The sequence below is a fragment of the Pseudomonas sp. FP215 genome (assembly GCF_030687795.1).
GTDB lineage: Bacteria > Pseudomonadota > Gammaproteobacteria > Pseudomonadales > Pseudomonadaceae > Aquipseudomonas > Aquipseudomonas salmasensis.
This window is the reverse complement of the sequence record NZ_CP117447.1, coordinates 91,611-116,850: the sequence shown is the minus strand read 5'-3', so window position 1 is coordinate 116,850 and position 25,240 is coordinate 91,611. Positions and strand designations below refer to the sequence as shown.

At 59.8% G+C, this 25,240-nt stretch carries 24 protein-coding genes and 1 pseudogene; 19 read left to right on the top strand and 6 right to left on the bottom strand.

Translation table 11 applies throughout. From position 1 onward, the window contains the following. Window positions 1–54 precede the first annotated feature (54 nt). The 19 genes from PSH76_RS00560 to lptE all read left to right on the top strand — a co-directional run bounded on the left by PSH76_RS00560 (window position 55) and on the right by lptE (window position 20,497). Window positions 55–954, top strand: coding sequence for a LysR family transcriptional regulator (locus PSH76_RS00560; protein WP_003187421.1), 900 nt, complete (start codon window positions 55–57; stop codon window positions 952–954). A 452-nt stretch (window positions 955–1,406) separates the two neighbouring features. Continuing rightward, window positions 1,407–2,528 carry a Re/Si-specific NAD(P)(+) transhydrogenase subunit alpha gene (locus PSH76_RS00555; RefSeq protein ID WP_003187419.1) on the top strand — a complete coding sequence of 374 codons (1,122 nt, stop codon included), beginning with the start codon at window positions 1,407–1,409 and terminating at the stop codon, window positions 2,526–2,528. A gap of 15 nt (window positions 2,529–2,543) precedes the next feature. Next, the gene (locus PSH76_RS00550; protein ID WP_003187417.1) at window positions 2,544–2,864 is read left to right on the top strand and encodes an NAD(P) transhydrogenase subunit alpha; all 321 of its coding nucleotides are present in this window, start codon (window positions 2,544–2,546) and stop codon (window positions 2,862–2,864) included. Then, window positions 2,864–4,300: an NAD(P)(+) transhydrogenase (Re/Si-specific) subunit beta gene (locus PSH76_RS00545; RefSeq protein WP_305493429.1), complete on the top strand. Its 1,437-nt coding sequence runs from the start codon at window positions 2,864–2,866 to the stop codon at window positions 4,298–4,300. The genes PSH76_RS00550 and PSH76_RS00545 overlap by 1 nt, the downstream gene beginning before the upstream one ends. Before the next feature lie 236 nt (window positions 4,301–4,536). After that, complete coding sequence (locus tag PSH76_RS00540) at window positions 4,537–6,030, top strand: acetyl-CoA hydrolase/transferase family protein (protein WP_003187414.1); 1,494 nt, start codon at window positions 4,537–4,539, stop codon at window positions 6,028–6,030. Window positions 6,031–6,348: 318 nt separating this feature from the next. Then, window positions 6,349–6,564 (top strand): DUF1127 domain-containing protein, encoded by a 216-nt coding sequence (locus PSH76_RS00535; RefSeq protein ID WP_003187413.1) that lies wholly within the window; start codon window positions 6,349–6,351, stop codon window positions 6,562–6,564. A 329-nt stretch (window positions 6,565–6,893) separates the two neighbouring features. Continuing rightward, complete coding sequence (locus PSH76_RS00530) at window positions 6,894–7,214, top strand: DUF2388 domain-containing protein (protein WP_056790582.1); 321 nt, start codon at window positions 6,894–6,896, stop codon at window positions 7,212–7,214. Window positions 7,215–7,320: 106 nt separating this feature from the next. Next, window positions 7,321–7,629, top strand: coding sequence for a DUF2388 domain-containing protein (locus tag PSH76_RS00525; RefSeq protein ID WP_305493428.1), 309 nt, complete (start codon window positions 7,321–7,323; stop codon window positions 7,627–7,629). 39 nt (window positions 7,630–7,668) lie between these two features. After that, on the top strand, window positions 7,669–7,989 hold the full coding sequence (locus PSH76_RS00520) for a DUF2388 domain-containing protein (RefSeq protein ID WP_003187408.1): 321 nt from the start codon (window positions 7,669–7,671) through the stop codon (window positions 7,987–7,989). Further along, complete coding sequence (locus PSH76_RS00515) at window positions 7,986–9,947, top strand: DUF4105 domain-containing protein (protein WP_305493427.1); 1,962 nt, start codon at window positions 7,986–7,988, stop codon at window positions 9,945–9,947. The genes PSH76_RS00520 and PSH76_RS00515 overlap by 4 nt, the downstream gene beginning before the upstream one ends. Before the next feature lie 384 nt (window positions 9,948–10,331). Continuing rightward, window positions 10,332–11,639 (top strand): CitMHS family transporter, encoded by a 1,308-nt coding sequence (locus PSH76_RS00510; RefSeq protein WP_305493426.1) that lies wholly within the window; start codon window positions 10,332–10,334, stop codon window positions 11,637–11,639. 67 nt (window positions 11,640–11,706) lie between these two features. Continuing rightward, the gene (locus PSH76_RS00505) at window positions 11,707–12,474 is read left to right on the top strand and encodes a TerC family protein (RefSeq protein WP_003187403.1); all 768 of its coding nucleotides are present in this window, start codon (window positions 11,707–11,709) and stop codon (window positions 12,472–12,474) included. A 272-nt stretch (window positions 12,475–12,746) separates the two neighbouring features. Then, complete coding sequence (locus PSH76_RS00500) at window positions 12,747–14,405, top strand: Na/Pi cotransporter family protein (RefSeq protein WP_305493425.1); 1,659 nt, start codon at window positions 12,747–12,749, stop codon at window positions 14,403–14,405. A 58-nt stretch (window positions 14,406–14,463) separates the two neighbouring features. After that, window positions 14,464–15,846: a pitrilysin family protein gene (locus PSH76_RS00495; protein WP_305493424.1), complete on the top strand. Its 1,383-nt coding sequence runs from the start codon at window positions 14,464–14,466 to the stop codon at window positions 15,844–15,846. 68 nt (window positions 15,847–15,914) lie between these two features. After that, window positions 15,915–16,946 (top strand): DUF5924 family protein, encoded by a 1,032-nt coding sequence (locus tag PSH76_RS00490; RefSeq protein WP_032894283.1) that lies wholly within the window; start codon window positions 15,915–15,917, stop codon window positions 16,944–16,946. Between the two features lie 54 nt (window positions 16,947–17,000). Continuing rightward, a complete protein-coding gene (locus tag PSH76_RS00485) occupies window positions 17,001–18,149 on the top strand; it encodes an ABC transporter permease (protein WP_034129245.1) in 1,149 nt (382 codons plus the stop codon). Beyond that, entirely contained in the window at window positions 18,146–18,949 is an 804-nt protein-coding gene (locus PSH76_RS00480) for an ABC transporter ATP-binding protein (RefSeq protein ID WP_003187395.1), read from the top strand. The genes PSH76_RS00485 and PSH76_RS00480 overlap by 4 nt, the downstream gene beginning before the upstream one ends. A 1-nt stretch (window position 18,950) precedes the next feature. Then, a complete protein-coding gene (locus tag PSH76_RS00475; protein ID WP_305493423.1) occupies window positions 18,951–19,889 on the top strand; it encodes an MlaD family protein in 939 nt (312 codons plus the stop codon). Beyond that, window positions 19,886–20,497 (top strand): LPS assembly lipoprotein LptE, encoded by a 612-nt coding sequence (gene lptE, locus PSH76_RS00470; RefSeq protein ID WP_305493422.1) that lies wholly within the window; start codon window positions 19,886–19,888, stop codon window positions 20,495–20,497. Before PSH76_RS00475 ends, lptE begins: the two co-directional genes overlap by 4 nt. Before the next feature lie 11 nt (window positions 20,498–20,508). Here the strand turns inward: lptE and PSH76_RS00465 are convergent. The 6 genes and pseudogenes from PSH76_RS00465 to PSH76_RS00440 all read right to left on the bottom strand — a co-directional run. Continuing rightward, window positions 20,509–20,622: pseudogene (locus PSH76_RS00465) on the bottom strand (outer membrane lipoprotein carrier protein LolA); the annotation flags it as partial. Between the two features lie 2 nt (window positions 20,623–20,624). Next, window positions 20,625–21,854, bottom strand: coding sequence for a nucleoside recognition domain-containing protein (locus tag PSH76_RS00460; protein WP_032894295.1), 1,230 nt, complete (start codon window positions 21,852–21,854; stop codon window positions 20,625–20,627). A gap of 97 nt (window positions 21,855–21,951) precedes the next feature. Next, a complete protein-coding gene (gene gltP / locus PSH76_RS00455; RefSeq protein ID WP_003187390.1) occupies window positions 21,952–23,283 on the bottom strand; it encodes a glutamate/aspartate:proton symporter GltP in 1,332 nt (443 codons plus the stop codon). 712 nt (window positions 23,284–23,995) lie between these two features. Next, entirely contained in the window at window positions 23,996–24,463 is a 468-nt protein-coding gene (locus PSH76_RS00450) for an inhibitor of vertebrate lysozyme family protein (RefSeq protein ID WP_032894297.1), read from the bottom strand. Window positions 24,464–24,465: 2 nt separating this feature from the next. Next, window positions 24,466–24,630: a DUF1328 domain-containing protein gene (locus tag PSH76_RS00445; RefSeq protein WP_003187386.1), complete on the bottom strand. Its 165-nt coding sequence runs from the start codon at window positions 24,628–24,630 to the stop codon at window positions 24,466–24,468. Between the two features lie 77 nt (window positions 24,631–24,707). Next, window positions 24,708–24,992 carry a hypothetical protein gene (locus tag PSH76_RS00440; RefSeq protein ID WP_003187385.1) on the bottom strand — a complete coding sequence of 95 codons (285 nt, stop codon included), beginning with the start codon at window positions 24,990–24,992 and terminating at the stop codon, window positions 24,708–24,710. Window positions 24,993–25,240: the final 248 nt, after the last annotated feature.

Here is a 25,240-nt window from a genome sequence, read left to right as displayed (position 1 = left end):
CTTCGTAACACTAAAAAAGCCCAGAAATGCGCTTTATCTGTGAGGGCAACGTACATGCGCAGAAAAATCCCCAGTACCACCGCACTCATCAGCTTTGAGGCAGCAGCCCGGCACGAGAGCTTCACCAAGGCAGCATTGGAGCTTTCCATCACCCAAGGCGCGATTTGCCGACAGATCGCCAGCCTGGAGGAGTTTTTGAGTGTCGAGCTGTTTCGCCGCTCACGCCGTGGAGTGAAGCTGACGGAGGCGGGGCTGTCTTATAGCCGCAGGGTTGCAACGCAACTGGACGCCGTAGAGCGCGACACCTTGTCGGTGATGGGCCAGCAGGGCGCCAATGTGATCGAACTGGCGGTGGTACCTACCTTCGGCACGCAGTGGCTGATCCCACGCCTGAAGGATTTCCAACATCAGCACCCGGAAGTCACGGTAAACCTGACAAACCGTACGCGCCCCTTCCTGTTCGCCGACACCGAGTTCGATGCCGCCATCTACTTCGGGGACGCCGACTGGTCGGGTACGCAATCCCACAGGTTAATGGGCGAGAACCCGGTACCGGTGTGCAGCCCACGCTTACTCGGCGACCGCACGCACTTCACCCCTCAACAGATCGCCGAGCTGCCCCTGCTGCAGCAGACCACACGCCCCTATGCCTGGCGCCAATGGTTCAACGCCCAACAACTGAACATCCCTCGCGACATGACAGGCCCTCGATACGAGCTATTCTCGATGCTGTCTCAAGCGGCCATGCATGACATGGGCATCGCACTGATTCCTCCCTTCCTCATACAGCGGGAGCTGAAGGAGCAACAACTGGTCATCGCCAGCACCGAAGCACTGACCAGCGAAAAGGCTTATTACCTGATGATTCCTGACAAAAAGGTCGAATCAGCCTCTCTGCATGCATTCAGGGACTGGTTGCTCGACCAGTCAAGACGCTACAACCCATGTAAATGAAGGACACAATGCAATTGTTGACTTTGTAGTCAGATAAATTCAGAGCCTACAGATGTACGTATATGTCGCATTTAAACAGACTGTACTTGTCAGCCAAAAATAAGGCTAAAAGCCATGTATCTCATGGCTCGTAGCGACTCTTACCGGCCAATGCACGACTATTCACACTCGCAATGGAAAAACGGACCGAAAACGCCTGAACGCCTTTAAAGACCTGTATTTAAAGAGGTTATTTCAGCTTGTTGCGACAATCAGTCACAGGGTGACTTGTAGTTAATTTTTCGTCACCCGTCATAATCCCTTGATGGCCGTAAAGTTCGCCTGCAAAATGCCGCGCCCCGCTGTCATTTCAGCGGGATCGTGCTGATCGGCCGCCCCAGCTGCGCCACTCGCGGTGCACTGGCCTTTTTACAAAAAGATCAAAAGCAAAAAGATCATGCAGGAGATTTGACGTGCACATTGGTGTTCCTCTCGAAACCCAGACCGGTGAAACGCGGGTGGCTGCCACCCCGGAAACCATCAAGAAGCTGATCGGCCAGGGCCATAAGGTCACTGTACAAAGCGGCGCAGGCATCAATGCCAGCATCGTCGACAGTGCCTATGAAACGGCAGGCGCCACCATTGGCAGTGCCAACGACGCGTTTGGTGCCGAGCTGATCCTTAAAGTGGTTGCCCCCAGCGACAGCGAACTGGCGCTGATCAAAAGTGGCACCGTGTTGGTGGGCATGCTCAACCCGTTCAGCAACGAAACCATCGCCAAGCTCGCCGAGCGCGGCATCACCGCTTTCGCCCTGGAAGCCGCGCCGCGTACTTCACGGGCCCAAAGCCTTGATGTGCTGTCTTCGCAAGCCAACATCGCCGGTTACAAGGCCGTGTTACTGGCCGCCCATCACTACCCGCGCTTCATGCCGATGCTGATGACGGCTGCCGGGACTGTAAAAGCCGCACGCGTACTGATCCTCGGCGCCGGTGTGGCGGGCCTGCAAGCCATCGCCACGGCGAAACGCCTGGGTGCAGTGATCGAAGCGTCCGACGTACGCCCGGCGGTAAAGGAGCAGATCGAGTCCCTGGGCGCCAAGTTTGTCGACGTACCGTACGAAACCGATGAAGAGCGTGAATGCGCCGTCGGTGTCGGTGGCTACGCGCGCCCGATGCCCAGCAGTTGGATGCAGCGCCAGGCCCTGGCCGTGCACGAACGCGCCAAACAGGCCGACATCGTCATCACCACCGCCCTGATCCCGGGCCGCAAGGCTCCGACCCTGCTCAGCGCCGATACCGTGGCGCAGATGAAACCCGGCTCGGTGGTCATCGACCTCGCCGCTGCCCAGGGTGGCAACTGCCCGCTGACCGTGGCCGATCAGGTAGTGGTGGAAAACGGCGTGATCATCTGCGGCCCGACCAACCTGGCGGGCGCGGTCGCCGCCGACGCCTCGGCCTTGTATGCGCGCAACCTGCTGGACTTCCTGAAGCTGGTCTTCACCAAGGAAGGGCAGTTTGAAATCAACCTCGAAGACGACATCGTCGCCGCGTGCCTGATGTGCCGCGACGGCCAAGTCATCCGCAAAAACGCCTAAGCAGGGATTCAGACGATGGAAGAGCTTATCTCCCCCGGTATCTACAACCTGATCATCTTTGTGCTGGCGATTTATGTCGGTTATCACGTGGTCTGGAACGTAACACCCGCGCTGCACACGCCTCTGATGGCCGTGACCAATGCCATTTCCGCGATTGTCATCGTCGGCGCCATGCTGGCTGCCGCGCTGACCGTCACCCCGTTGGGCAAGACTATGGGCACACTGGCCGTGGCCTTGGCAGCGGTGAATGTCTTCGGCGGCTTCCTGGTCACCCGCAGGATGCTTGAGATGTTCAAGAAGAAAGCCCCGAAAGTAAAAGAAGAGGCGCCCAAGTAATGAGCATGAATCTCGTGACGACGCTCTACCTGATCGCGTCGATCTGTTTCATCCAGGCCCTCAAAGGCCTCTCGCACCCGACCACTTCGCGGCGCGGCAACCTGTTCGGCATGCTCGGCATGGCGCTGGCGGTACTCACCACCGTCGGCCTCATCTATAAGCTGGGGGCTGAACTGGCGACTGCCGGTATTGGCTACGTCATCGTTGGCCTACTGGTCGGCGGCACCGCCGGCTCGATCATGGCCAAGCGCGTCGAAATGACCAAGATGCCTGAGCTGGTCGCCTTCATGCACAGCATGATTGGCCTGGCAGCGGTGTTCATCGCCATTGCCGCCGTGGTCGAACCGCAGTCCCTGGGCATCGTCAAGCACTTGGGCGATTCGATCCCGGCCGGTAACCGCCTGGAACTGTTCCTCGGTGCCGCCATCGGTGCAATCACCTTCTCCGGCTCGGTGATCGCATTCGGCAAGCTGTCGGGCAAGTACAAGTTCCGCCTGTTCCAAGGCGCACCGGTACAGTTCGGCGGCCAACACAAACTGAACCTGATACTTGGCCTGGCAACCCTGGGCCTGGGCCTGGCGTTCATGTTGACCGGCAATCTCACTGCGTTCGCACTGATGCTGGCCTTGGCCTTTGTGCTGGGTGTGCTGATCATCATCCCGATTGGCGGCGCCGACATGCCCGTGGTGGTGTCGATGCTCAACAGCTATTCCGGCTGGGCAGCGGCGGGCATTGGCTTCTCGCTGAACAACTCGATGCTGATCATCGCCGGCTCCCTGGTGGGCTCCAGCGGCGCGATCCTGTCGTACATCATGTGCAAGGCCATGAACCGCTCCTTCTTTAATGTGCTGTTGGGCGGTTTCGGCAATGCGCCGGATGCGGGTGCTGCGGCGGGCTCTAAAGAAGCACGCCCGGTGAAGTCCGGCTCCGCTGATGACGCCACCTTCCTGCTGACCAACGCCGACACCGTGATTATCGTCCCAGGCTACGGCCTTGCAGTGGCGCGGGCACAACACGCGCTCAAGGAACTGACCGAGAAGCTGACCCACCACGGCGTCACCGTGAAGTACGCGATCCACCCGGTGGCGGGCCGTATGCCGGGGCACATGAACGTATTGCTGGCCGAGGCCGAAGTGCCTTACGACCAAGTGTTCGAGATGGAGGACATCAACTCCGAGTTCGGCCAGGCCGACGTGGTGCTGGTATTGGGCGCCAACGACGTGGTCAACCCGGCCGCCAAGAACGACCCGAACTCACCCATCGCCGGCATGCCGATCCTCGAGGCGTTCAAGGCCAAGACCATCATCGTCAACAAGCGCTCGATGGCCAGCGGCTATGCGGGCCTGGACAACGAGTTGTTCTACCTGGACAAGACCATGATGGTCTTCGGTGATGCCAAAAAGGTCATCGAAGACATGGTCAAGGCCGTCGAATAACACTGCGCCAGCGCAATACCTGAAACCCTGGCCTCACGTAGGCTGGGGTTTTTTTATGGTTCCCACGCTCTGCGTGGGAACGCATCCAGGGATGCTCTACGTCCCGCTTTGCACACACATGAAACCCGACCAAAGGCTCTAAATCGCGACCTGGCATTCGACCATGGTAGCGGGCCGAAACTTTTTGAAATCACTACACTGCCCACCTTGCTTTCCGTAGCCAGAGATAACAATTCATGTACCGTGATCGTATCCGCTTGCCTTCGTTGTTGAACAAGGTCATGAGCGCGGCAGACGCCGCTGCACTGATCGAGGACGGCATGACCGTCGGCATGAGCGGCTTCACCCGTGCCGGTGAAGCCAAGGCCGTCCCCCACGCCCTGGCCGAGCGCGCCAAGACGTCGCCCCTCAAGATCACGCTGATGACCGGCGCCAGTCTGGGCAATGACCTGGACAAACAATTGACCGAAGCCGGCGTACTGTCACGACGCATGCCCTTTCAAGTCGACAGCACCCTGCGCAAGGCGATCAATGCCGGCGAGGTAATGTTTATCGACCAGCACCTGTCGGAAACCGTCGAGCAACTGCGCAATAACCAGCTCAAATTGCCAGACATTGCCGTGATCGAAGCCGTCGCGATCACTGAGCAAGGGCATATCGTGCCCACTACCTCCGTAGGCAACTCGGCCAGCTTCGCGATTTTTGCCAAACAGGTGATCGTCGAGATCAACCTGGCGCACAACCCGAACCTGGAAGGGCTGCACGACATCTACATCCCGACCTACCGGCCGACGCGCACGCCGATTCCGCTGGTGAAAGTCGACGACCGCATTGGCAGCACCGCGATTCCGATCCCGCCCGAGAAAATCGTCGCCATCGTCATCACCAACCAGGCGGACTCCGCCTCCACGGTGACACCGCCTGATAGCGATACCCAAGGCATCGCCAACCACCTGATCAACTTCCTCAAGCAAGAAGTCGATGCGGGGCGCATGACCAACAAGCTCGGGCCGCTGCAAGCCGGCATCGGCAATATTGCCAACGCGGTGATGTGCGGGTTGATCGAGTCACCGTTCGAAGACCTGACCATGTACTCGGAAGTGTTGCAGGATTCGACATTCGACCTGATCGACGCGGGCAAGCTGAGCTTCGCCTCCGGCAGTTCGATTACCTTGTCGGAGCGGCGTAATGCCGATGTGTTCGGCAACCTGGAACACTACAAGGACAAATTGGTGCTGCGCCCGCAGGAAATCTCCAACCACCCTGAAGTGGTACGCCGCCTGGGCATCATCGGTATCAATACCGCGCTGGAATTCGATATCTACGGCAACGTCAACTCCACCCACGTCTGCGGCACGCGGATGATGAACGGCATCGGCGGCTCCGGGGATTTCGCCCGCAATGCGCACCTGGCGATCTTCGTCACCAAGTCGATTGCCAAGGGTGGCGCGATTTCCAGCGTGGTACCGATGGTCAGCCATGTGGACCACACCGAACATGACGTGGACATTCTCGTCACCGAAGTAGGCCTTGCCGACCTGCGGGGCCTGGCGCCACGGGAGCGCGCTCGGGTCATCATCGATAACTGCGTGCACCCAGCGTATCGTGATGCGCTCAACACTTACTTCGATGCCGCCTGCGCCATCGGCGGGCATACCCCGCACATCCTGCGCGAAGCACTGAGTTGGCACATTAACCTGGAAGAAACCGGGCACATGCTCAAGGCTTGATGAATACAGATCCGGGCTGATGCAAATACAGTTTCATCAGCTCGGTGAACCCTCACGCATTAATGGAAAAAACTGTACTGCTGTACTGGTCATTTCCTACCGAAATATCCCACATCCCAACTCAAAAACGCCGGTTTCGCACCTTTTAAGTGCGCATAGGTACAGTTGCCCCAATTTCGTACCGTACAGCCTCGTTAAACAGTTAACTGGCCTCTCACAATACAGGTGAACTGTATCTAGAGAGTCTTGCCTTGGAAGAGGATCATTGGCATCAGTTAAACCACTACCTAATCCCGCCACAAGCGGAAGGATGTCATCATGGAACGTACACTCAGTTCCGAACTGTTCTTCGAAGAAAAAGCTGTAAACACCCAGGCTTCCCTGCCTCTGCGCGTTCTCGCCAACCTGATGTTGTGGCAGCGCCGCATCTCCAGCCGCCACCAGTTGGCTCGCCTGGATTCGCGTCTGCTGGCTGACGCCGGTATCAGCGAAGCTCAACGCTACGAAGAGCTGAGCAAGCCGTTCTGGCGCTAAGTAGCGCCCGCTGGCCCTGACCTGACGGGTCCACTGCCAGCACCCTGATTTGTCAAAACAAAGCCCGCCCCGGGTAACCGGAGGCGGGCTTTGTTGTATGTGCGATAGCGCATTGGATTGGCTCGACTCAAGCACACAGATACAGTTCTAAATTAATAAAATATGACAGGTACAGTTAATTACAGGCTTCCGAATAGCCGGGCACACGCCTAATATCGGTTCACCACGTGGCGAACCCTGTAGAGCGTGCGTCTGATGCTCGACAGTCCCAGTCCGTTTCATTGTGGCCGTTTCGCGCCACCTTATTATTCGTCTACAGGAGTTACCCCATGTCCCGTCTTCGCCTGCTGTGCACTGCCGCTGTGCTGACCCTGGCTGCCAATGCCAACGCGAGCAGCCTGATCATGACGACCGACTCGATCGTCGGCGCTCTGAAGGCAACCTCCGATGCCACGTCTGATGCCACCTCATCCCTGCGCGACAACAAGGTTGTACAAGCGGCCCGTGACGACGCCGCCAGCTTTGTCGCCAGCCAAGGCGCCATCCGTGGCGTGAAGCTGGAAAGCGCCCTGGCCCAGATCCGCCAACAAGCGCCGCAATTGAATACCGCTACCGATGCGCAGCTGGCACAGGCCATCCTGGCTATCTGACCCACGGCAACCAGACGGGAGCGCCCGCCGCTCCCGCATGGCTCGACGCTGGCTCTCGCCCGGCGGTTGCGCTAGCCTTGGCGCTCGCTTTCAGTTGTCGAGTCCCATGGCTTTTTCATACCGTTTATTGAGTGTTCCTGTTCTGTTTTGCGCCTGCTGGTCACCCATGGCTTCAGCGTTGGATGTGTCCACCCAAAGCACGGTTGTCAGCGTGTATGCCACCAGCAAAGTGACCTCTGCGCCGTTCGACAATAAGTTGGTCCTGGCCGCTCGGGATGATGCTGCCGCTTTCATTGCCACTGGCGGCCAATGGCGGGGCGCACGCCTGGAGTCCGCGCTGGACTATCTGCGCCGCACCCAGCCAAAACTTCATGCAAGCGACCTTGAACTGGCGCAAGCAATTCTCGTCCAATAATCATCGTTGTAATTCTATCTTTGTCATTGGAGTCACCCCATGCGTAGCCCGCTGATCGTCGCCGCCCTCGGCCTGCTGTTTTTGGCTGATGTCGCCCAGGCGCAAACCTTGAAGGCCACCAGCAACATCGTCGTGCGGGCTTCGGCACGCACCATTGATTTCACCTCGGACACCACCACCTCCATCCGCGACTCCAAGATCGTGCGCGAAGCCCACGATGACGCCGCCAGTTTCGTCGCCACCAATGGCGAGATCCGTGGCGCCCAGCTGGAAGCCGCGTTCGATACCCTTCGCACCCGCGTGCCAGAAGCCCGTGATGCCAGCGACCAGACCCTCGCAGAAGCTATCCTCGCTCTGTGAGGCGCCTCAAAACCTGGCTCCTGGCCGGGGCCGTGCTGCTGTGCGCAAGTACAGCCCAGGCCGGCCTGCAACTGCGGCTCAAGACCGAAGGCTTGAGCCCGGCGGAACAGCAGGCCAGCCAGGCATTGCTCGATGAAGCGCTACGTTCATTGCCGCCGCGCTTTGTCGAGCAGCTGGATCGACGTATCGATGTCGGCTGGACCGACAAGATGCCTGAAAACGCTTACGGCCAGGCGTCCCTGGTGTCCGAGTTGGACCTCAACCAGAACCTGCTCGCCAGCCTGACTGACGGCAGCGCCGCCACCCAGAAAACCAATCGCCCCCACGGCACTGTGCGCCGGGAAATGCTCGCCACCGTGCTGCATGAACTGACCCACATCTACGACCGTGCGCGCCTGTGGTCCAAGGACGAGCGCACGCTGATCCAGCGCTGCAGCCGTCAGAACAACATCACCGGCTTGATCGGTTTGCCCGACCAGTGCCGTGGCCAGAACGACCGCCGCTTTACCCTCAGTGACGACCCGCGCCTGCTGGACCTTGCCGGCTGGCCACAATATGTGGGTCGGCGCGGCGAGCGTGAGCAGCACAACCATCAGGTGGTGCGCAGCCCGGACATCTACGAAACCACCAGCCCGCTGGAATTCGTCGCGGTCAACATGGAGTACTTCCTCCTGGACCCCAGCTACGCCTGTCGCCGCCCCGCGCTGTTCCGTTATTACAAGGACCACTTCGGCTGGGCCCCGCCCGAACAGGACACCTGCGCCAGCACCTATGCCTTCCTGAACGCAGGCAACGATTTCGCCAAGACGCCCCTGGGCCAGATCGATCCGGAACGCGTGTATGAAATCGACTACCTGCTGGCCGAAGCCAACCAGAACCTGGTGAGCCGTTGGGGCCATAGCATGTTGCGCCTGGTGATTTGCGCCCCGGGCCGCCCACGTGGCCCGGATTGTCGGCTGGATCTGGACCGGCACCTGGTCTTGTCTTACCGCGCCTTCGTCGGTGACGTTCAGCTGTCGAGCTGGGATGGCCTGGTGGGCAAATACCCGTCGCGGCTGTTCGTCCTGCCGTTGGCCCAGGTCATTGATGAGTACACCAAGACCGAACTGCGTGGCCTGGCATCGGTGCCGCTGAAGCTCAGCCGCCAGGAAATCAACGACACCGTCGAACATGCGGCTGAGATGCACTGGAGCTATGACGGCAACTACTTTTTTATCTCCAACAACTGTGCGGTCGAAAGCCTGAAACTGTTGCGCAGTGGCAGCGCCAACCCGCAATTGACCGGCCTGGACAACATCACCCCCAACGGCTTGCTGGAAGTGCTCAGCGCCCGCGGCCTGGCCGACACCAGCGTATTGAACGACAAGCGCGAAGCCTTGCGCCTGGGGTATCACTTCGACTCGTTCCGCGAGCGCTACCAGGCCATGTTCGATGTGTTGCGCAAGCAACTGCCGATCAAGCAGACCCAGGTCGAAGACTGGTTGTCCCTGGATGCGCAAGCGCGTCGCCAATGGTTCAGCCAGGCCGACCTGCGTACCAGCGCCGCGCTGTTGCTGCTGGAGCAGGCCAGCTATCGCAAACAGCTGATGCTCGCTCAGGACGAGGTCAAACAACGCTATCTCAATGCCCGCGAACTGAAAAACGGCGGCATGGAGAAAGCCAACAACACGCTGCAGCAAATTCTCGCCAACAGCGGCTTCCTCAGCCGCCCAGCCGAGTTACTGGACAGTGGGGGTTATGGCCTGCCGCAACCTTCGGAAGCCAAGCGCCTGGAATCAGAAAGCGCCGAACGCCAGAAACAGTTGCAGTCGTTGACCGGCGAGCTGGATAAAGAGGTGAGGGCGCTGCTCGATCCGTCTCGCGCCGCCGAGATTGCCGCCTGTGAGGCCAACCTCAAACAGGTGGGTGAGCATTTGCGAGCCTTGCACAAAGCCGCCGGCGGCCTGGAACTACCCTGAACACCACTGTGTAAGCTGGCTTGCCCTTGTAGGAGCGAGCTTGCTCGCGAAAAACTCACAGGCGCCGCGTTTATTCAGAAAGCGCGCGTTATCGTTGACGTTTTTCGCGAGCAAGCTCGCTCCTACAAGAACAAGAACCTGAAGACTGGCACCTGCCCTTCATCAGCTGTTTTCTCAGCGAAAGCTGGCTGAAAGCTTCCCCGTCTAGGATCGCCCCCACTGCCGGCAACAGACCGGCTGTTAACAACAACAATGGTGATTCCCGATGTCCGCTCGTACCCGCCTGTTCGCTCCAACTCCACCCGTACGCCTCGTGCCTTTCGTTCTGCGCTGACCGCCACTCGGTCCGCCATTCCCTAGCCGCGCTACGCCTGGAGTATTCCTATGCTGACTTTCCTTGGCTTTGCCATGGTCATCACGTTCATGTTCCTGATCATGACCAAGCGCCTGTCCGCGCTGATCGCCTTGATCATCGTGCCGATCCTGTTCGCGCTGTTCGGCGGTTTCGCACCGAAGATCGGCCCGATGATGCTCGAAGGCATCACCAAGCTTGCGCCGACCGGCGTGATGCTGATGTTCGCCATCCTCTATTTTGCCTTGATGATCGACTCCGGCCTGTTCGACCCGGCAGTGCGCCAGATCCTCAAGATGGTCAAGGGCGACCCGCTCAAGGTGTCAGTCGGCACCGCCGTGCTGGCCCTGGTGGTATCTCTGGACGGTGACGGCGCCACCACCTACATGATCTGCGTCGCGGCCATGCTGCCGCTGTACCAGCGCATCGGCATGAGCCCACGGATCATGGCCGGCCTGATCATTCTCGCCGGTGGCGTGATGAACATGACCCCCTGGGGCGGCCCGACCGCGCGCGCCGCCAGTGCGCTGCATGTAGACCCGTCGGACATCTTCGTACCGATGATCCCGGCCATGGCCGCCGGTGTGGTGGCGATCCTGGTGATTGCCTACATGTACGGCAAGCGCGAGCGTGCACGCCTGGGTGAATTGCACCTGCAGGGCGACGAGATCGACCACAGCGAAATCAGCGTGTCGCAATTCCCCGACGCCCGCCGTCCAAAACTGATCTGGTTCAACGGCGCCCTGACCCTGGCGTTGATGTGCACCTTGATTGCCGGCCTGTTGCCGCTGCCGGTGCTGTTCATGGTGGCGTTCAGTATCGCCATGATCGTCAACTACCCGTGCCTGCAGCAGCAGAAGGACCGCGTCGCGGCCCACGCCGGCAGCGTATTGGCGGTGGTGGGCTTGATCTTCGCCGCCGGTATCTTCACGGGCATCCTGTCGGGCACCGGCATGGTCGACGCCATGTCCAAGAGCCTGCTGGCAGTCATCCCCGAAGCCATGGGCCCTTACCTGGCGGTGATCACCGCGCTGGTGAGCATGCCGTTCACCTTCTTCATGTCCAACGATGCGTTCTACTACGGCGTACTGCCGGTACTGGCCGAAGCCGCCAGCCATTACGGCATCACCGCGGTGGAAATGGCGCGGGCGTCGATCGTCGGGCAACCCGTGCATTTGCTGAGCCCACTGGTACCCTCGACGTACTTGCTGGTTGCCCTGGCGGGTATCGAATTCGGCGATCACCAGCGCTTCACGCTCAAGTGGGCAGTGCTGGTGTGCCTGTGCATAATGTTCGCCGCATTGCTGATGGGGATTTTTCCGCTGTTCAGCACTCTATAATCGTACCGACTCACTCACCGCGCGGCGCTACAGCTTGCGCGGTTAACACTTGCTCAAAGGAATACACATGGAATGGCTGACCAATCCGGAAATCTGGATTGCCTTCTTCACCCTGACGGCCCTTGAGATCGTCCTGGGCATCGATAACATCATCATGATTTCGATCCTGGTCAGCCGCATGCCCAAGCATATGCAGGCACGCACTCGGATCTTCGGCCTGGCGTTGGCCATGGTCACGCGCATCCTGTTGCTGCTGTCGATCACCTGGGTCATGCAACTGACCGCCGACCTGTTCGTGGTGTTTGGCCAGGGCATCTCCGGTCGCGACCTGATCCTGTTCTTCGGTGGTCTGTTCCTGCTGTGGAAAAGCTCCCAGGAGATGTACCACGCCCTGGAAGGTGAAGATGAAACCCAGGACGAGCCCAAAGGCGCCGGTGGCAAATTCATCTACACCATTATCCAGATCGCCATCATCGACATCGTGTTCTCTCTGGACTCGGTGATTACCGCTGTTGGCATGGTTTCCCACGTGCCGGTGATGGTTGCCGCCATCGTCGTTGCGGTATTGGTGATGATGCTGGCTGCCGGCACGATCAGCGAGTTCATCGACAAGCACCCGTCGCTGAAAATGCTGGCGCTGTCGTTCCTGCTGGTAGTGGGTACCGTGCTGATCGCTGAATCTTTCGACGTACACGTGCCAAAAGGCTACGTCTACTTCGCCATGGCGTTCTCGCTGGCGGTGGAAGCGGTGAACATCAAGATGCGTACCGCCATCGCGAAAAAGAAGAAACAGCAGGACCCAGTGAAACTGCGCAAGGACATTCCGGGTCAGTAAATTTGACCCGCGAGTGATCGTTCCCACGCTCCGCGTGGGAATGCCCTCTCGGACGCTCCGCGTCCGCAAAGTGACGCAGAGCGTCACAGGATGCGTTCCCACGCCGAGCGTGGGGAACGATCTTCATGACAGTTTTGTTTCAATCCCAAGTTTAGCTATGCGATGCTGGCGCAGAGCCCATTCGCCAACTACAGCTTAGGTACAAGACGTAGAGCGGCACGCGGTAACTTTCCTTCGCTCCTTTTGGAGCGCACCCACACGGGGGGCCGAGCATGCTGACCTTGCTCAATCTGCTTTCCGCCGTGACCCTGCTTATCTGGGGCACGCATATCGTCCGAACCGGCATCCTGCGGGTCTACGGTTCTAATTTGCGCCAAGTCATCGGGCAGAACATGTCCAAGCGCTGGCTGGCATTTGTCGCCGGTATCCTGGTGACGGCCATGGTGCAAAGCAGTAACGCCACCGCGATGCTGGTGACTTCGTTTGTCGGCCAAGGGCTGATGAGCCTCACGCCGGCCTTGGCCACCATGCTAGGCGCCGACGTCGGTACGGCCTTGATGGCGCGGGTGCTGACGTTCGATTTGTCCTGGCTGTCGCCGCTGCTGATCTTCCTCGGGGTGATTTTCTTCCTGTCGCGCAAGCAGACGCGGGCAGGGCAGTTGGGCCGGGTCGGAATCGGCCTGGGCCTGATCATCCTCGCCCTGCAATTGATCGTCGAAGCGGCCGGGCCCATTACCCATGCCCAGGGCGTGAAAGTCATCTTCGCTTCGCTGACCGGCGATATCTTGCTGGACGCCCTGGTCGGCGCGCTGTTCGCCATGATTTCCTACTCCAGCCTCGCTGCGGTATTGCTCACTTCCACCCTGGCCGGTGCCGGCGTGATCGGCTTGCACGTGGCCATCGGCCTGGTGATCGGCGCCAACATCGGCAGCGGGGTGCTGGCCTTTCTCAGTACCAGCATGCAAAACACTGCCGGTCGCCAAGTGGCCCTGGGCAGCCTGTTGTACAAATTGATCGGTCTGTTGCTGATCATTCCAGTGCTTGACCCACTCGTGGGCTGGATGGACGGCCTGGACTACAGCGTTCAGGGCATGGTCATCACCTTCCACCTGCTCTACAACGTCAGCCGCTGCCTGATCCTGTTACCCACCATCGGGCCCATGGCACGCCTGTGCGAATGGCTGCTGCCGGAACGCCCCGAAACCAATGGCAAGGCCAAGCCACGCCATCTGGACCTGGCCTCATTGAATACCCCAAGCCTGGCCCTGGCGAACGCCGCCCGCGAAACCCTGCGCCTGGGTGACTTGATCGACAATATGCTCACTTCGATGCAGGAAGTGCTGCGCGGCAACCAAACCGCCGTTACCCAAGCAATGCGCAGCCTGAGCGATGACGTCGAAGCGCTCTACAGCGCGATCAAACTCTACCTGGCGCAAATGCCTCGGGAAGACCTGAGTGAACAAGACAACCGCCGCTGGGCCGAGATCATCGAGCTGTCGATCAACTTGAAATTGGCGGGTGACCTGATCGAACGCATGCTGCGCAAGGTCCAGCAACAGAAGACCTCGCAGCGCCGGCAATTTTCCGAAGTGGGCCTGGAAGAACTCAGCGGCCTGCACAGCCAGTTGATCGCCAACCTGCGCCTGGGCCTGTCGGTGTTTCTCAGCGGCGACCCGGAAAGCGCCCGCCAATTACTGCGAGAAAAGCGCCGCTTCCGCGCCCAGGAACGCCGTCTGGCCCACGCCCATGTCAGCCGCCTGCAGCGCAAGATCGTGCAGAGCCTGGAAACCAGTTCCCTGCACTTGGAGCTGATTGCCGACATGAAACGCTTGAACTCGTTGTTTTGCAGCAGTGCTTATGTAGTGTTGGAAACGTCCGACACCGGCGCGCTCTCCGCCGAAAGTATTGCCGACATCACCCATTCGCCCTGAACGTACGCCCGCGAGCGAAGTCAGTTAACAATGGACCTCATTCGCCAGGAAGCTTGTTATGCGTCGCCTGTTACTCGCCTGCCTGCTCTTGGGCTCGGCCCACACCTTTGCCTTTGACCGCCTGCAAGTCGAGGGCTACACCTTGCCCAACGGTCTGCAACTGTTGCTCAAACCGGGCACCGAGCGTGGGCACGTGGCTATTCGCCTGGTGGTTGGGGTGGGCCTGGACGACTTCGGTTGCGAAGAAAAAGAACTGCCGCACTTGTTCGAGCACTTGCTGTTCAGCGGTATCGACGGCGGCGGCGAAGGCGACCTCGAAGACCGCATGCAAGCCCTGGGCGGCGAGTGGAACGCCTACACCAGCAACGCCGACACCACCTTCGTGATCGAGGCGCCCGCGCAGAACCAACGCAAGGTGCTGGACCTGCTGCTGGCAATCCTCACGCGCACGCAACTGACCGACGCCCATATCAATGCCGCCAAGCAAGTGGTGGAGCGCGAAGACGGCGGCCATTATTCACACTTGCAACGCCTGCTGGATCGCCAAGACCTCGGTCACAGCGCCAGCAACCAATTGGCCGTGGAATTGGGCCTCAAGTGCGCCGAACGCGCCGAGGTCAGCCACCTGACCCGCGACCAGTTGGAGAAGCTGCGCAAAGCATGGTACGCGCCGAACAACATGACCCTGATCGTCGTCGGCGATCTCGACAAACTGCTGCCCGCCTACCTGGAACGCACCTATGGGCAACTCGACCCCGTGGAGCCGAGCGAGCATCGCCCCCTACCCGAAATCCAGCATACCGCCGCCAGCCATCGCGACCTGATCCGCGGCTGGGTGGGTGATGGCGCCAAGCTGCACTGGTTGTTCCCCGAGCCTGTGCTGGACGACCAGCATGATGAAACCTACAACCTGCTCAAGGACTACCTCGACTGGGCGCTGTACCGGCAGCTGCGCCTCAAGCACGGTTTGTCCTACGGCCCATGGGTAGAACGCGAAGTGCTCGGCGGCGTTGGATTCCTCAGCCTGAATGCCGACCTTGAGCGCGAAAACCTCCCTGAAGCCGAGCAAGTTTTGCAAGACCTCAAGGCCCAACTGCTCAAGGACGGCCTCGACCCAGCAGTATTTACGCGCCTGCAACAGGCCGCTATTGCCCGCCAGGCTTGGGCGGTGCAGGGCAACAGTGCGCTGGCCGACTATTACTGGAGTGCTGCCGGTGACTACAGCAACGGGCGTTTCAGCGACCCGGTCAAACGCATCAAGGCCGTGAGCCTGGCGCAAACCAACCAGGCCATGCGCGAAGCGTTCCAGCAGCCGGGCTACTGGCGCATCGAAAAACCGCTGCTGAGTTATGACGCCTTGACCTGGATCGGCGCGGGCGTGCTGGGCCTGATCATCATCGGTTTGATCGGCCTGAGGCTTTATCGCAAACCTGTTGAGTAATGACGCACAGAATATCGGGCTAAGGCGTTATTCTGTCTGAGATTTTTCCCACAACCAGTGAACCGCCCATGCCGAACTTGCCGCCCCTTATCCAGCGCGTTATAGAACTGATCAAGCGCTACCCAGGGGTGATTGCACTCGGCGGTTTCATCTCGGGGGTGGGCAGCTTCATTCTGGTAGACCGCCAGCAGGGCATGGCCAGTTGGATCGCGGTGATCATGCTGGTGAGCTGGTTGTGGCTGATGCTGGAGAACAGCTTTACGCAACTGTTCACCAAGGTTTTCAATCGCGAGATCCCTGAACCGCTGCTGCGCTACGCCACCCAGATGATCCACCAGGAAAGTCTGTTTTTCGTCCTGCCTTTCTTTTTTGTCACCACCGCCTGGAACAGCGGCCAATCGCTGTTTACCGGCCTGCTCGGCGCGGCGGCGCTGGTGTCGATCATCGACCCGCTGTACTACAAGTGGCTGGCGCCCAAACGCTCGCTGTTCCTGGCCCTGCACACCCTGACCCTGTTCGCCGCGCTGCTCACCGCACTGCCGATCATCATGCACCTGACCACCGCCCAGAGTTACAAACTGGCGTTGGGCGTGGCGATGGCCCTGTCGATTCCAAGCCTGGCCGTCAGCCTGCCGCTGCGCAGCCTCAAGGGCTGGGCGATGCTGCTGGGGGTAACGGCCGCCATCGGCTGCGCCGGCTGGTTCCTGCGCAGTTGGGTACCGCCCGCCACCCTGTGGATGACCGAAGTCGCCATCAGCACCCAACTGCAAGACCGCACGCCGGGCGACGACCTCAAGCAAGTCACCGCCGCCCAACTGCGCAGCGGTGGGCTGTATGCGTACACCGCGATCAATGCGCCACGCGGGCTGGATGAGCGGATCTACCATGTGTGGAAATTCAACGGCCAGGAAGTCGACCGCATTGCCCTGGACATCCACGGTGGGCGCAAGGAAGGCTATCGCGCCTGGACCCACAAGCAGAACTTTCCGGGTGACGCCGTAGGGCGCTGGCAGGTGCAGGTGCTCACCGAAGACGGGCAAGTCATCGGCGTTCTGCGCTTCAAGGTGATAGACACAGCACAAGCGGACAACCCAAAGTAAGCCGGATCGTGCTATTACGTAGCAATTGTGGATAGCCAAACAAGCTCGGAGCTTATGACCACTCGCACGACGGCCGGCGCGGCCCATCTTGATACGTCCAGCACCCCGCCTTCGCTACGGATTACCGGCGACTGGACGCTGGCCCACTACGCCCACCTGAAGAAGCTGTCGGCCACGCTCGACGGCCAATACGACGCCGGCGCCCGCATTGACCTCAACGGCCTCGGTGCGCTGGATACCGCCGGCGCCTCGTTGCTGGTGGAATTGCTGGGCCCTGCGCGCATCGAACACTCTGCCGAACAGACCGATTGCACCCTGGCAGCCGCCGACCGGGCACTGCTCAAGACCGTCTACCGCTCCCTGAATGACTTTTGCGTACCGATCAAAGAGCCGGAAGAGGCCGCCGGCATTCAAGTCTTGGCCCGCATCGGCCGCGCAGTAGACACGGTCTGGCAAGACGCAATGAAGCTGCTGGGCTTTATCGGCCTGATCCTCGAAACCTTCGCCCGCGGCATTTGGCGGCCCAAGCGCTGGCGCCTGACGCCCATGGTCGCCCACATCGAACAGACGGGCCTGGATGCGGCGCCTATTGTCGCGCTGCTGACCTTTCTGGTGGGCGCCGTCGTGGCCTTCCTCGGCGCCACCGTGCTCAAGAGCTTCGGCGCGACGATCTTTACCGTGGACCTGGTGGCGTTCTCCTTCCTGCGCGAATTCGGCGTGTTGCTTACCGCAATCCTCATCGCCGGGCGTACAGCCAGTGCGTTCACCGCGCAAATCGGCTCCATGAAGGCCAACGAAGAAATCGATGCCATCCGCACCCTGGGCCTGGACCCCATGGAGCTGTTGGTATTGCCCCGCGTGCTGGCGCTGCTGGTGGCGTTGCCGATGCTGACGTTCCTGGCGATGCTCTCGGGGATCGTCGGCGGTGGCGTGGTGTGTGCGGTGGCCCTGGATATTTCACCGGCGATGTTTCTTTCGCTGCTGCAATCGGACATTGGCGTCCAACACTTTCTGGTGGGCATGGTGAAGGCGCCGATTTTTGCCTTTTTGATCGCGGCCATCGGCTGCCTGGAAGGTTTTAAAGTCAGCGGCAGTGCCGAATCAGTCGGTGCGCATACCACGTCGAGCGTGGTGCAATCGATCTTTGTGGTGATCGTGCTGGATGCGGTCGCGGCGATGTTTTTCATGGAGATGGGCTGGTGAGTCGTCTACACCGCGCGCCCACTGAGGCGGTGATTGAAGTGCGTGGCCTGTGCAATCGCTTTGGCAGCCAAAGCGTGCACGAGAACCTCGACCTGGATTTGTACAAGGGCGAGATCCTGGCGGTGGTGGGTGGCTCTGGCAGCGGTAAATCCGTGTTGTTGCGCAGCATCGTTGGCCTGCGTCGCCCCAGTGAAGGCGAAGTACGGGTGTTCGGCAAAAACCTGCCGAGCCTGCCTGAACATGAACGCTCACTGGTAGAGCGCCGCTTTGGCGTACTGTTCCAGAAGGGCGCGCTGTTTTCCTCGCTGACGGTGACCGAAAACGTGGCCCTGCCCTTGATCGAGCACGCCGGCCTCAGCCGCGCCGATGCCGAGCACTTGGCGGCGGTGAAGCTGGCCCTGGCGGGGTTGCCGCTGTCGGCGGCCGACAAATACCCGGCCTCGTTATCCGGCGGCATGATCAAGCGTGCAGCCCTGGCCCGCGCACTGGCCTTGGACCCGGACATCCTGTTCCTGGACGAACCTACCGCCGGTCTCGACCCGATTGGCGCGGCGCAATTCGACCAACTGATCCTCACCCTGCGCGATGCGCTGGGCTTGAGTGTGTTCCTGGTCACCCACGACCTCGACACGCTGTACACCATCACCGACCGTGTGGCGGTGCTGGCGCAGAAGAAAGTGCTGGTGGCCGACGCCATCGATGTCGTTTCGGAAACGAACGACGCCTGGATTCACGAATATTTCCACGGCCCCCGGGGCCGCGCGGCATTGGATGCCGCTCAATCGCTCAACGAGGTATGACATGGAAACCCGAGCCCATCATGTGATGATCGGACTGTTCAGCGTAATTGTGGTGGTCGGCGCGATGCTGTTCGGCCTGTGGCTGGCCAAGTCCAGCGTCGATACCGCCTTCCAGGATTACGAAGTGATCTTCAACGAGGCGGTCAGCGGCCTGTCCCAGGGCAGTGCGGTGCAGTACAGCGGCATCAAGGTGGGCGACGTGATCAGCCTGCGCCTGGACCCCAAGGACCCGCGCCGCGTCCTGGCTCGCATCCGCCTGGCCGGGCAAACGCCGATCAAGGAAGACACCCAAGCCAAACTGGCCCTGACCGGTATCACCGGTACCTCGATCATCCAGCTCAGTGGCGGCACCCCGCAGAGCCCGGAGCTCAAGGGCAAGGACGGCAACCTGCCGGAAATCATCGCATCGCCATCGCCTATCGCGCGCCTGCTCAATAACAGCAACGACCTGATGACCAGCGTCAACCTTCTGCTGCACAACGCCAACCACCTGTTCTCGCGGGAAAACGTCGAACGCCTGAGCAACACCCTGGACAACCTGCAACAAACCACCGGCGCCATTGCCGAGCAACGCGGCGACATCAAGGTGGTGATGCAGCAATTGATGCAAGTGAGCAAACAGGCCGGCGCGGCGCTCGAGCAAACCACCGTACTGATGCGCAGCGCCAATGGTTTGCTGACCGAACAAGGCAAGCAAGCCTTCGGCAGCGCCGAGCAGGCGATGAAATCCCTGGAGCAAAGCACCGCCACCATCAATACCTTGCTGACCAATAACCAGGACTCGGTAAACAGTGGCATGCAGGGCCTCAACGAACTGGCACCAGCCGTGCGCGAGCTGCGTGAAACCCTCGGCTCGCTGCGCGCCATCTCTCGCCGCCTGGAAGCCAACCCCAGTGGTTACCTGCTGGGCAGCGATAAGAACAAGGAGTTCACGCCATGAAGCGTGCTTACCACATGATCGTCCCTATGGCCCTGGCACTGGTCAGCGCCTGCTCGATCCTACCCAAGCCGGACCCTTCGGACGTGTACCGCCTGGCTTCCGCCCAACCGGCCAGCCGAGGCACGCCGGTGAGTTGGTCGCTGCGCGTGACCAAGCCACAGACCAGCGAGTTTCTCGACAGCCCGCGCATCGCCGTGGTGCCAGATGGCAACTTGATCAGCAACTATGCGAACTCACGCTGGAGCGACCCGGCGCCGGTGCTGCTGCGTAATCGCCTGCTGGATGGCTTCCAGCGCGACGGGCGCGTGACATTGTTGAGCACTGACGAGACCAACCTGCAAGCCGACTATGAACTGGGCGGGCAGTTGCAGGCGTTTCAGAGCGAGTATCGGGGCAAGGCGGTGGAGGTGGTGATTCGTCTCGACGCGCGATTGGTGCGTGGACGTGATCAACGGATTATCGCCAGCCGTCGTTTCGAAGTGAGGCAGCCGGTGGGTGACGCCAAGGTGCCTGCGGTGGTGGCTGCTTTTGGCCAGGCCGGGGATCAGTTGAATAAGCAGGTGGTGGATTGGGTAGTACAACAGGGTAATGCTGCGCCGAAAAAATGATTCCACCGCCCTGTAGGAGCGAGCTTGCTCGCGAAAAACCTGAGACCGCCTCGGGGAGCCTGATGCCCCGCGTCATCGTTAACGTTTTTCGCGAGCAAGCTCGCTCCTACAGGGGTGCGGCTCATGCTTAACCGAAGAACCAGTAGCACACCGAAATAGCCGCCACTACACCAGCAAACTCCGCGAACAACGCACACCCCACCGCGTGCCGCGCCCGCTGGATGCCTACCGAGCCGAAGTACACCGCCAGCACATAAAACGTGGTTTCCGTACTGCCCTGAATCGTCGCCGCCACCAACGCTGGGAAGCTATCCACACCCTGGGTCTGCATGGTCTCGATCAGCATCGCCCGCGCTGCACTGCCAGAGAACGGCTTGACCATCGCGGTCGGCAGCGCGTCGACAAAGCGCGTATCCAGGCCCGTCCAGGCCACCACATGGCGAATCCCTTCAAGGCCGAACTCCAAGGCCCCCGAGGCACGCAACACGCCAACCGCGCAGAGCATCGCCACCAGATAGGGCAACAGGTTCTTGGCCACGTCGAAGCCTTCCTTGGCGCCTTCGACAAAGGCCTCGTACACCTTGACCTTGCGCAAGGCGCCAATCACCAGGAATAGCATGATCAGGCCAAACAGCGTGAGGTTGCCCAGGATCGACGACAAACCGGCCAGCGCCGTGGCGGACAGGGTCGCCAGCAGCGCCATAAAGCCGCCCAGCAGCAACGCGCCGGGGATCAGATAGGCCAGCACCACCGGGTCCCACAGCCGCAGGCGCTGCATGACTGCCACCGACAGCAGGCCCACCAGGGTCGACGCGCTGGTGGCCAGCAGGATCGGCAGGAACACCAGCGTCGGGTCCGCAGCGCCTTGCTGGGCGCGGTACATGAAGATAGTCACCGGCAACAGCGTCAGCGAGGACGCGTTGAGCACCAGAAACAGGATCTGAGCGTTGGTTGCCGTATTGGGGATGGGGTTGAGCTCTTGCAGCGCCTTCATGGCTTTCAGGCCGATGGGCGTTGCGGCGTTATCCAGGCCCAGGCCGTTGGCGGCAAAGTTGAGGGTGATCAAACCGATCGCGGGGTGCCCGGCCGGCACTTCCGGCATCAGGCGGCGAAACAGCGGGCCGAGGGCCTTGGCCAGCCAATCGACGATCCCGGCTTTTTCGGCAATCCGCAGAAAGCCCAGCCATAACGTCAGGGTACCGAACAGCAGCACCATGACTTCCACCGACAATTTGGCCATGGCGAAAATGCTTTCGACCATCGCCGCGAAGATCCCTGCATTACCGCCCACCAGCCATTGCGCCAGTGCTGACACCATTGCCACGACAAAGAAGCCAAGCCACAGGCCATTGAGCATCAGATAAGTCCCCCGAAAGATGGGGCGAATGATAACGGGGCTGGCAGAAACGACAAACCCCGGAATTCTCCGGGGTTTGTTTTCGATCAATCTGTAATCAGCTACGGGTGGCTTGTGCCGTAGGCAGAGCTTCCTTGCTGCGCCAGTGCGGCAAGGAATTCCAGTAGCGCTCGCCCTTGGCATCGTCGTACATGCCTTCCCAACGGGAGATAACCAGTACAGCCAAGGCGTTACCGATCACGTTCAGGGCGGTACGCGCCATGTCCATCACACGGTCGACACCGGCGATAAACGCCAAGCCTTCCAGCGGGATGCCCACGCTGCCCAGCGTCGCCAGCAATACCACGAAGGACACGCCCGGCACGCCAGCGATACCTTTGGAGGTCACCATCAGGGTCAGTACCAGCATCAGTTGCTGGCCGATCGACAGGTCGATGCCATACAGCTGGGCAATGAAGATTGCCGCAATGCTCTGGTACAGGGTCGAACCGTCGAGGTTGAACGAATAACCGGTCGGCACCACGAAGCTGCAGATCGCTTTCGGCGCGCCGTAGGCTTCCATCTTTTCGATCACACGCGGCAGCACAGTTTCGGAGCTGGCGGTGGAGTAAGCCAATACCAACTCATCCTTGAAGATGCGGATCAGCTTGAGGATCGAGAAGCCGAACAGGCGGGCGATCAAACCCAGGACCGCGAAGGCGAAGAACAGGATCGCGACGTAAACCAGGATCACCAGCTTGGCCAGCGGCAGCAGCGAGGCGAAGCCGAAGTTGGCGACCGTCACCGCGATCAGCGCGAATACACCGATAGGCGCGTACTTCATGATCATGTGGGTGACTTTGAACATGCTCTCGGACACGCCCTGGAACATGGTCACCAGCGGCTCGCGCAGCTCAGGCTTGAGGCTCGACAGGCCCAGGCCGAACAACACCGAGAAGAAGATGATCGGCAGCATCTCGCCACGGGCAACAGCGGCGAAGATGTTCGAAGGGATCAGGTTAAGGATGGTCTCGATGAACGCATGTTCATGCTGCACTTCGGCAGCAGTCGCCTGGTACTTGGAGATATCGACGGTACCCAGGGTACTCATGTCGATGCCAGCGCCTGGGTGGAACAGGTTGGCGAGCAACAGGCCCACCACGATGGCGATGGTGGTGACGATTTCGAAGTAAAGAATGGTTTTGACGCCGATACGACCGAGCTTTTTCGCGTCGCCTACACCGGCAATACCGACGATCAGCGAAGAAATCACAATCGGGATCACGATCATCTTGATCAGGCGGATAAAGATATCGCCCGCCGGCTGCAACACATTGCTGATCCACCAGGCCTTTTCAGCACTGAAATGGTTAAGCACTGCACCGATTGCAATGCCCAGTACCAAACCGATGAGGATCTGCCAGGCGAGGCTTAGCTTTGCCTTCTTCATGTCATTACCCTTGCTTCAAGTGGACTTACGGCAAATGCGCCAGCTGCAACGCTCGAAAGCGAAAAAGTGTGTGCATCTGCCTCCATGGAAGGTCACCGCAGCGTGGCCGAAATGGCTTACTGGCAGGCGAAAAAAGGCGCAACTATTCCCATGCAAGGGAGCGACGTCTAATGCCGTAAACGCCTACCCTATGCCGAATCGGCATGGCTTTTTTTGAAAATATTTGTCCAAACGGTCAGTTCGTATCCGCCATTCAGGCGGGTGAATATGCCGTCAAGCAGCCAAATCAGGCTCGCGCAGAGATACTGGACGACTTGAATTGATTGGCAGAAATGTCTGAGAAATCCACCACCTAGCGCCAGAAAGATCCTATAGCGCGGATGAAAAATTCTCGATAGATGGTCGCGCCGACATACCCGGTAATGGTTAGCCAGCGGCAAAAAGCAAAACTGCGGCTATGGGCGGCATGAAGTGCGGGAATGAGAGTCATAAGCCCGCCGCAAGTTCAGCAAGCTTGAGGTCTTGTGAACTTGCGTCGCAGCTTTTCGCCTGACCCGGCCCTTGCGCAGGTACTCCCTGTACCCGTAGGTCACGCCGATCCTGATCGATCAGAGCAACCCGGCCCCCTGGTCATGCATCGCTCAAGGAGCGATGCAAACAGAAAGAAGCACAAGGGCTTCTTTCTATGGACGCCGGCTCCGTCAGACGGAACCTAGTACCAATTCGGATCTTTCTTGAGCTGCTCCATCAGCAGCTTTTGCATACCCTCGTCCGGCTTACCGATAAAACGGTAATCGGCGTGCCGCGTCGGGGACTTGTCCGCCGGCAAACCGGCCGGTACTTCCACCAACATGGCGTAGGCATCTTCCTTGTCGAGGCTGAAGGCAACGATCAGGCGCTTGTTCAGGCAGGTGTCTGCAGTTTCGCAGAGCGGCCCGACCAAGTACTTGTCGCCATCTTCCTCAACGGCATTCATTTGCTCGGCCGTGCCCGACAGGTTCATCACCCACTCGGGCAGGCGCTCTTCTTTCTTCACCACGTCTTGCCAGGTTTCACGGTACTGCGGATCCGCGCTGAGCAATTCGTTAGCCCGGGATTGGCCGTCATTGGCGGCCAAAGCCAAGCCGCTACCGCCCAACAGGAGGGCGGCAGCAAGGGCTTTAAAAGGCAGGTTGGCCATATTCAACCTCGGCCTTTGCGACCAAAGAAGAACGAAGCGATGAACATCACCAGGAAGACCACAAACAGGATCTTGGCGATGCCGGTAGCGGTGCCAGCGATACCACCGAAGCCCAGGACTGCAGCCACAATGGCGATGATCAGAAATGTGATTGCCCAACTCAACATGGTGATTCTCCTTATGCTTCTATAGGGGTAACAGCGGTGATGCCGTGCAGCCGCTCAACACAAGCGACGTTTTTTGCCTAGAACACCCAACGGTCATGGGCCGGCAGTTCGTCCAGGGTGGAACCCTGATCTACCAGGCTCAGTTGCGGGGCAGTCACATCGGCGCTGGCGCTGCCAATGGAACGGAAATGGGTCTGGGTCATGGCAGGACGTTCAAATTGCGGGGCTGGCTGCGCACGCTCTTGCCAATGCTGCAACTGCTGGCCGGCAATCAACGTGACCATCAAGGCCAGGCTGGCAAACAGGCCCTGCTGCAAGCGCAGCGGCGATACACGCAATTGGCTGAGGCTTTGGCGAGTCATACTGCATTGCTCCCGCATTCTGATTATTCGTTCATGACGCTCTTGGGGGAGATATTGCAGAGTGCATGCCAGCTTTATTTCAAAATAAAACTCAATAAAATCAAAGAGTTATACTTGCCCGATAGAATCATCGCCTAGCATCCTGCACGATGCCTGCGTGCAGGCCGTGCGAAATGCACGACGGCAAGTGGTCGGAACCAGACACCCAGCGCACACATCGAAGGATCGAAGGGCGAACGGAAGGGAAA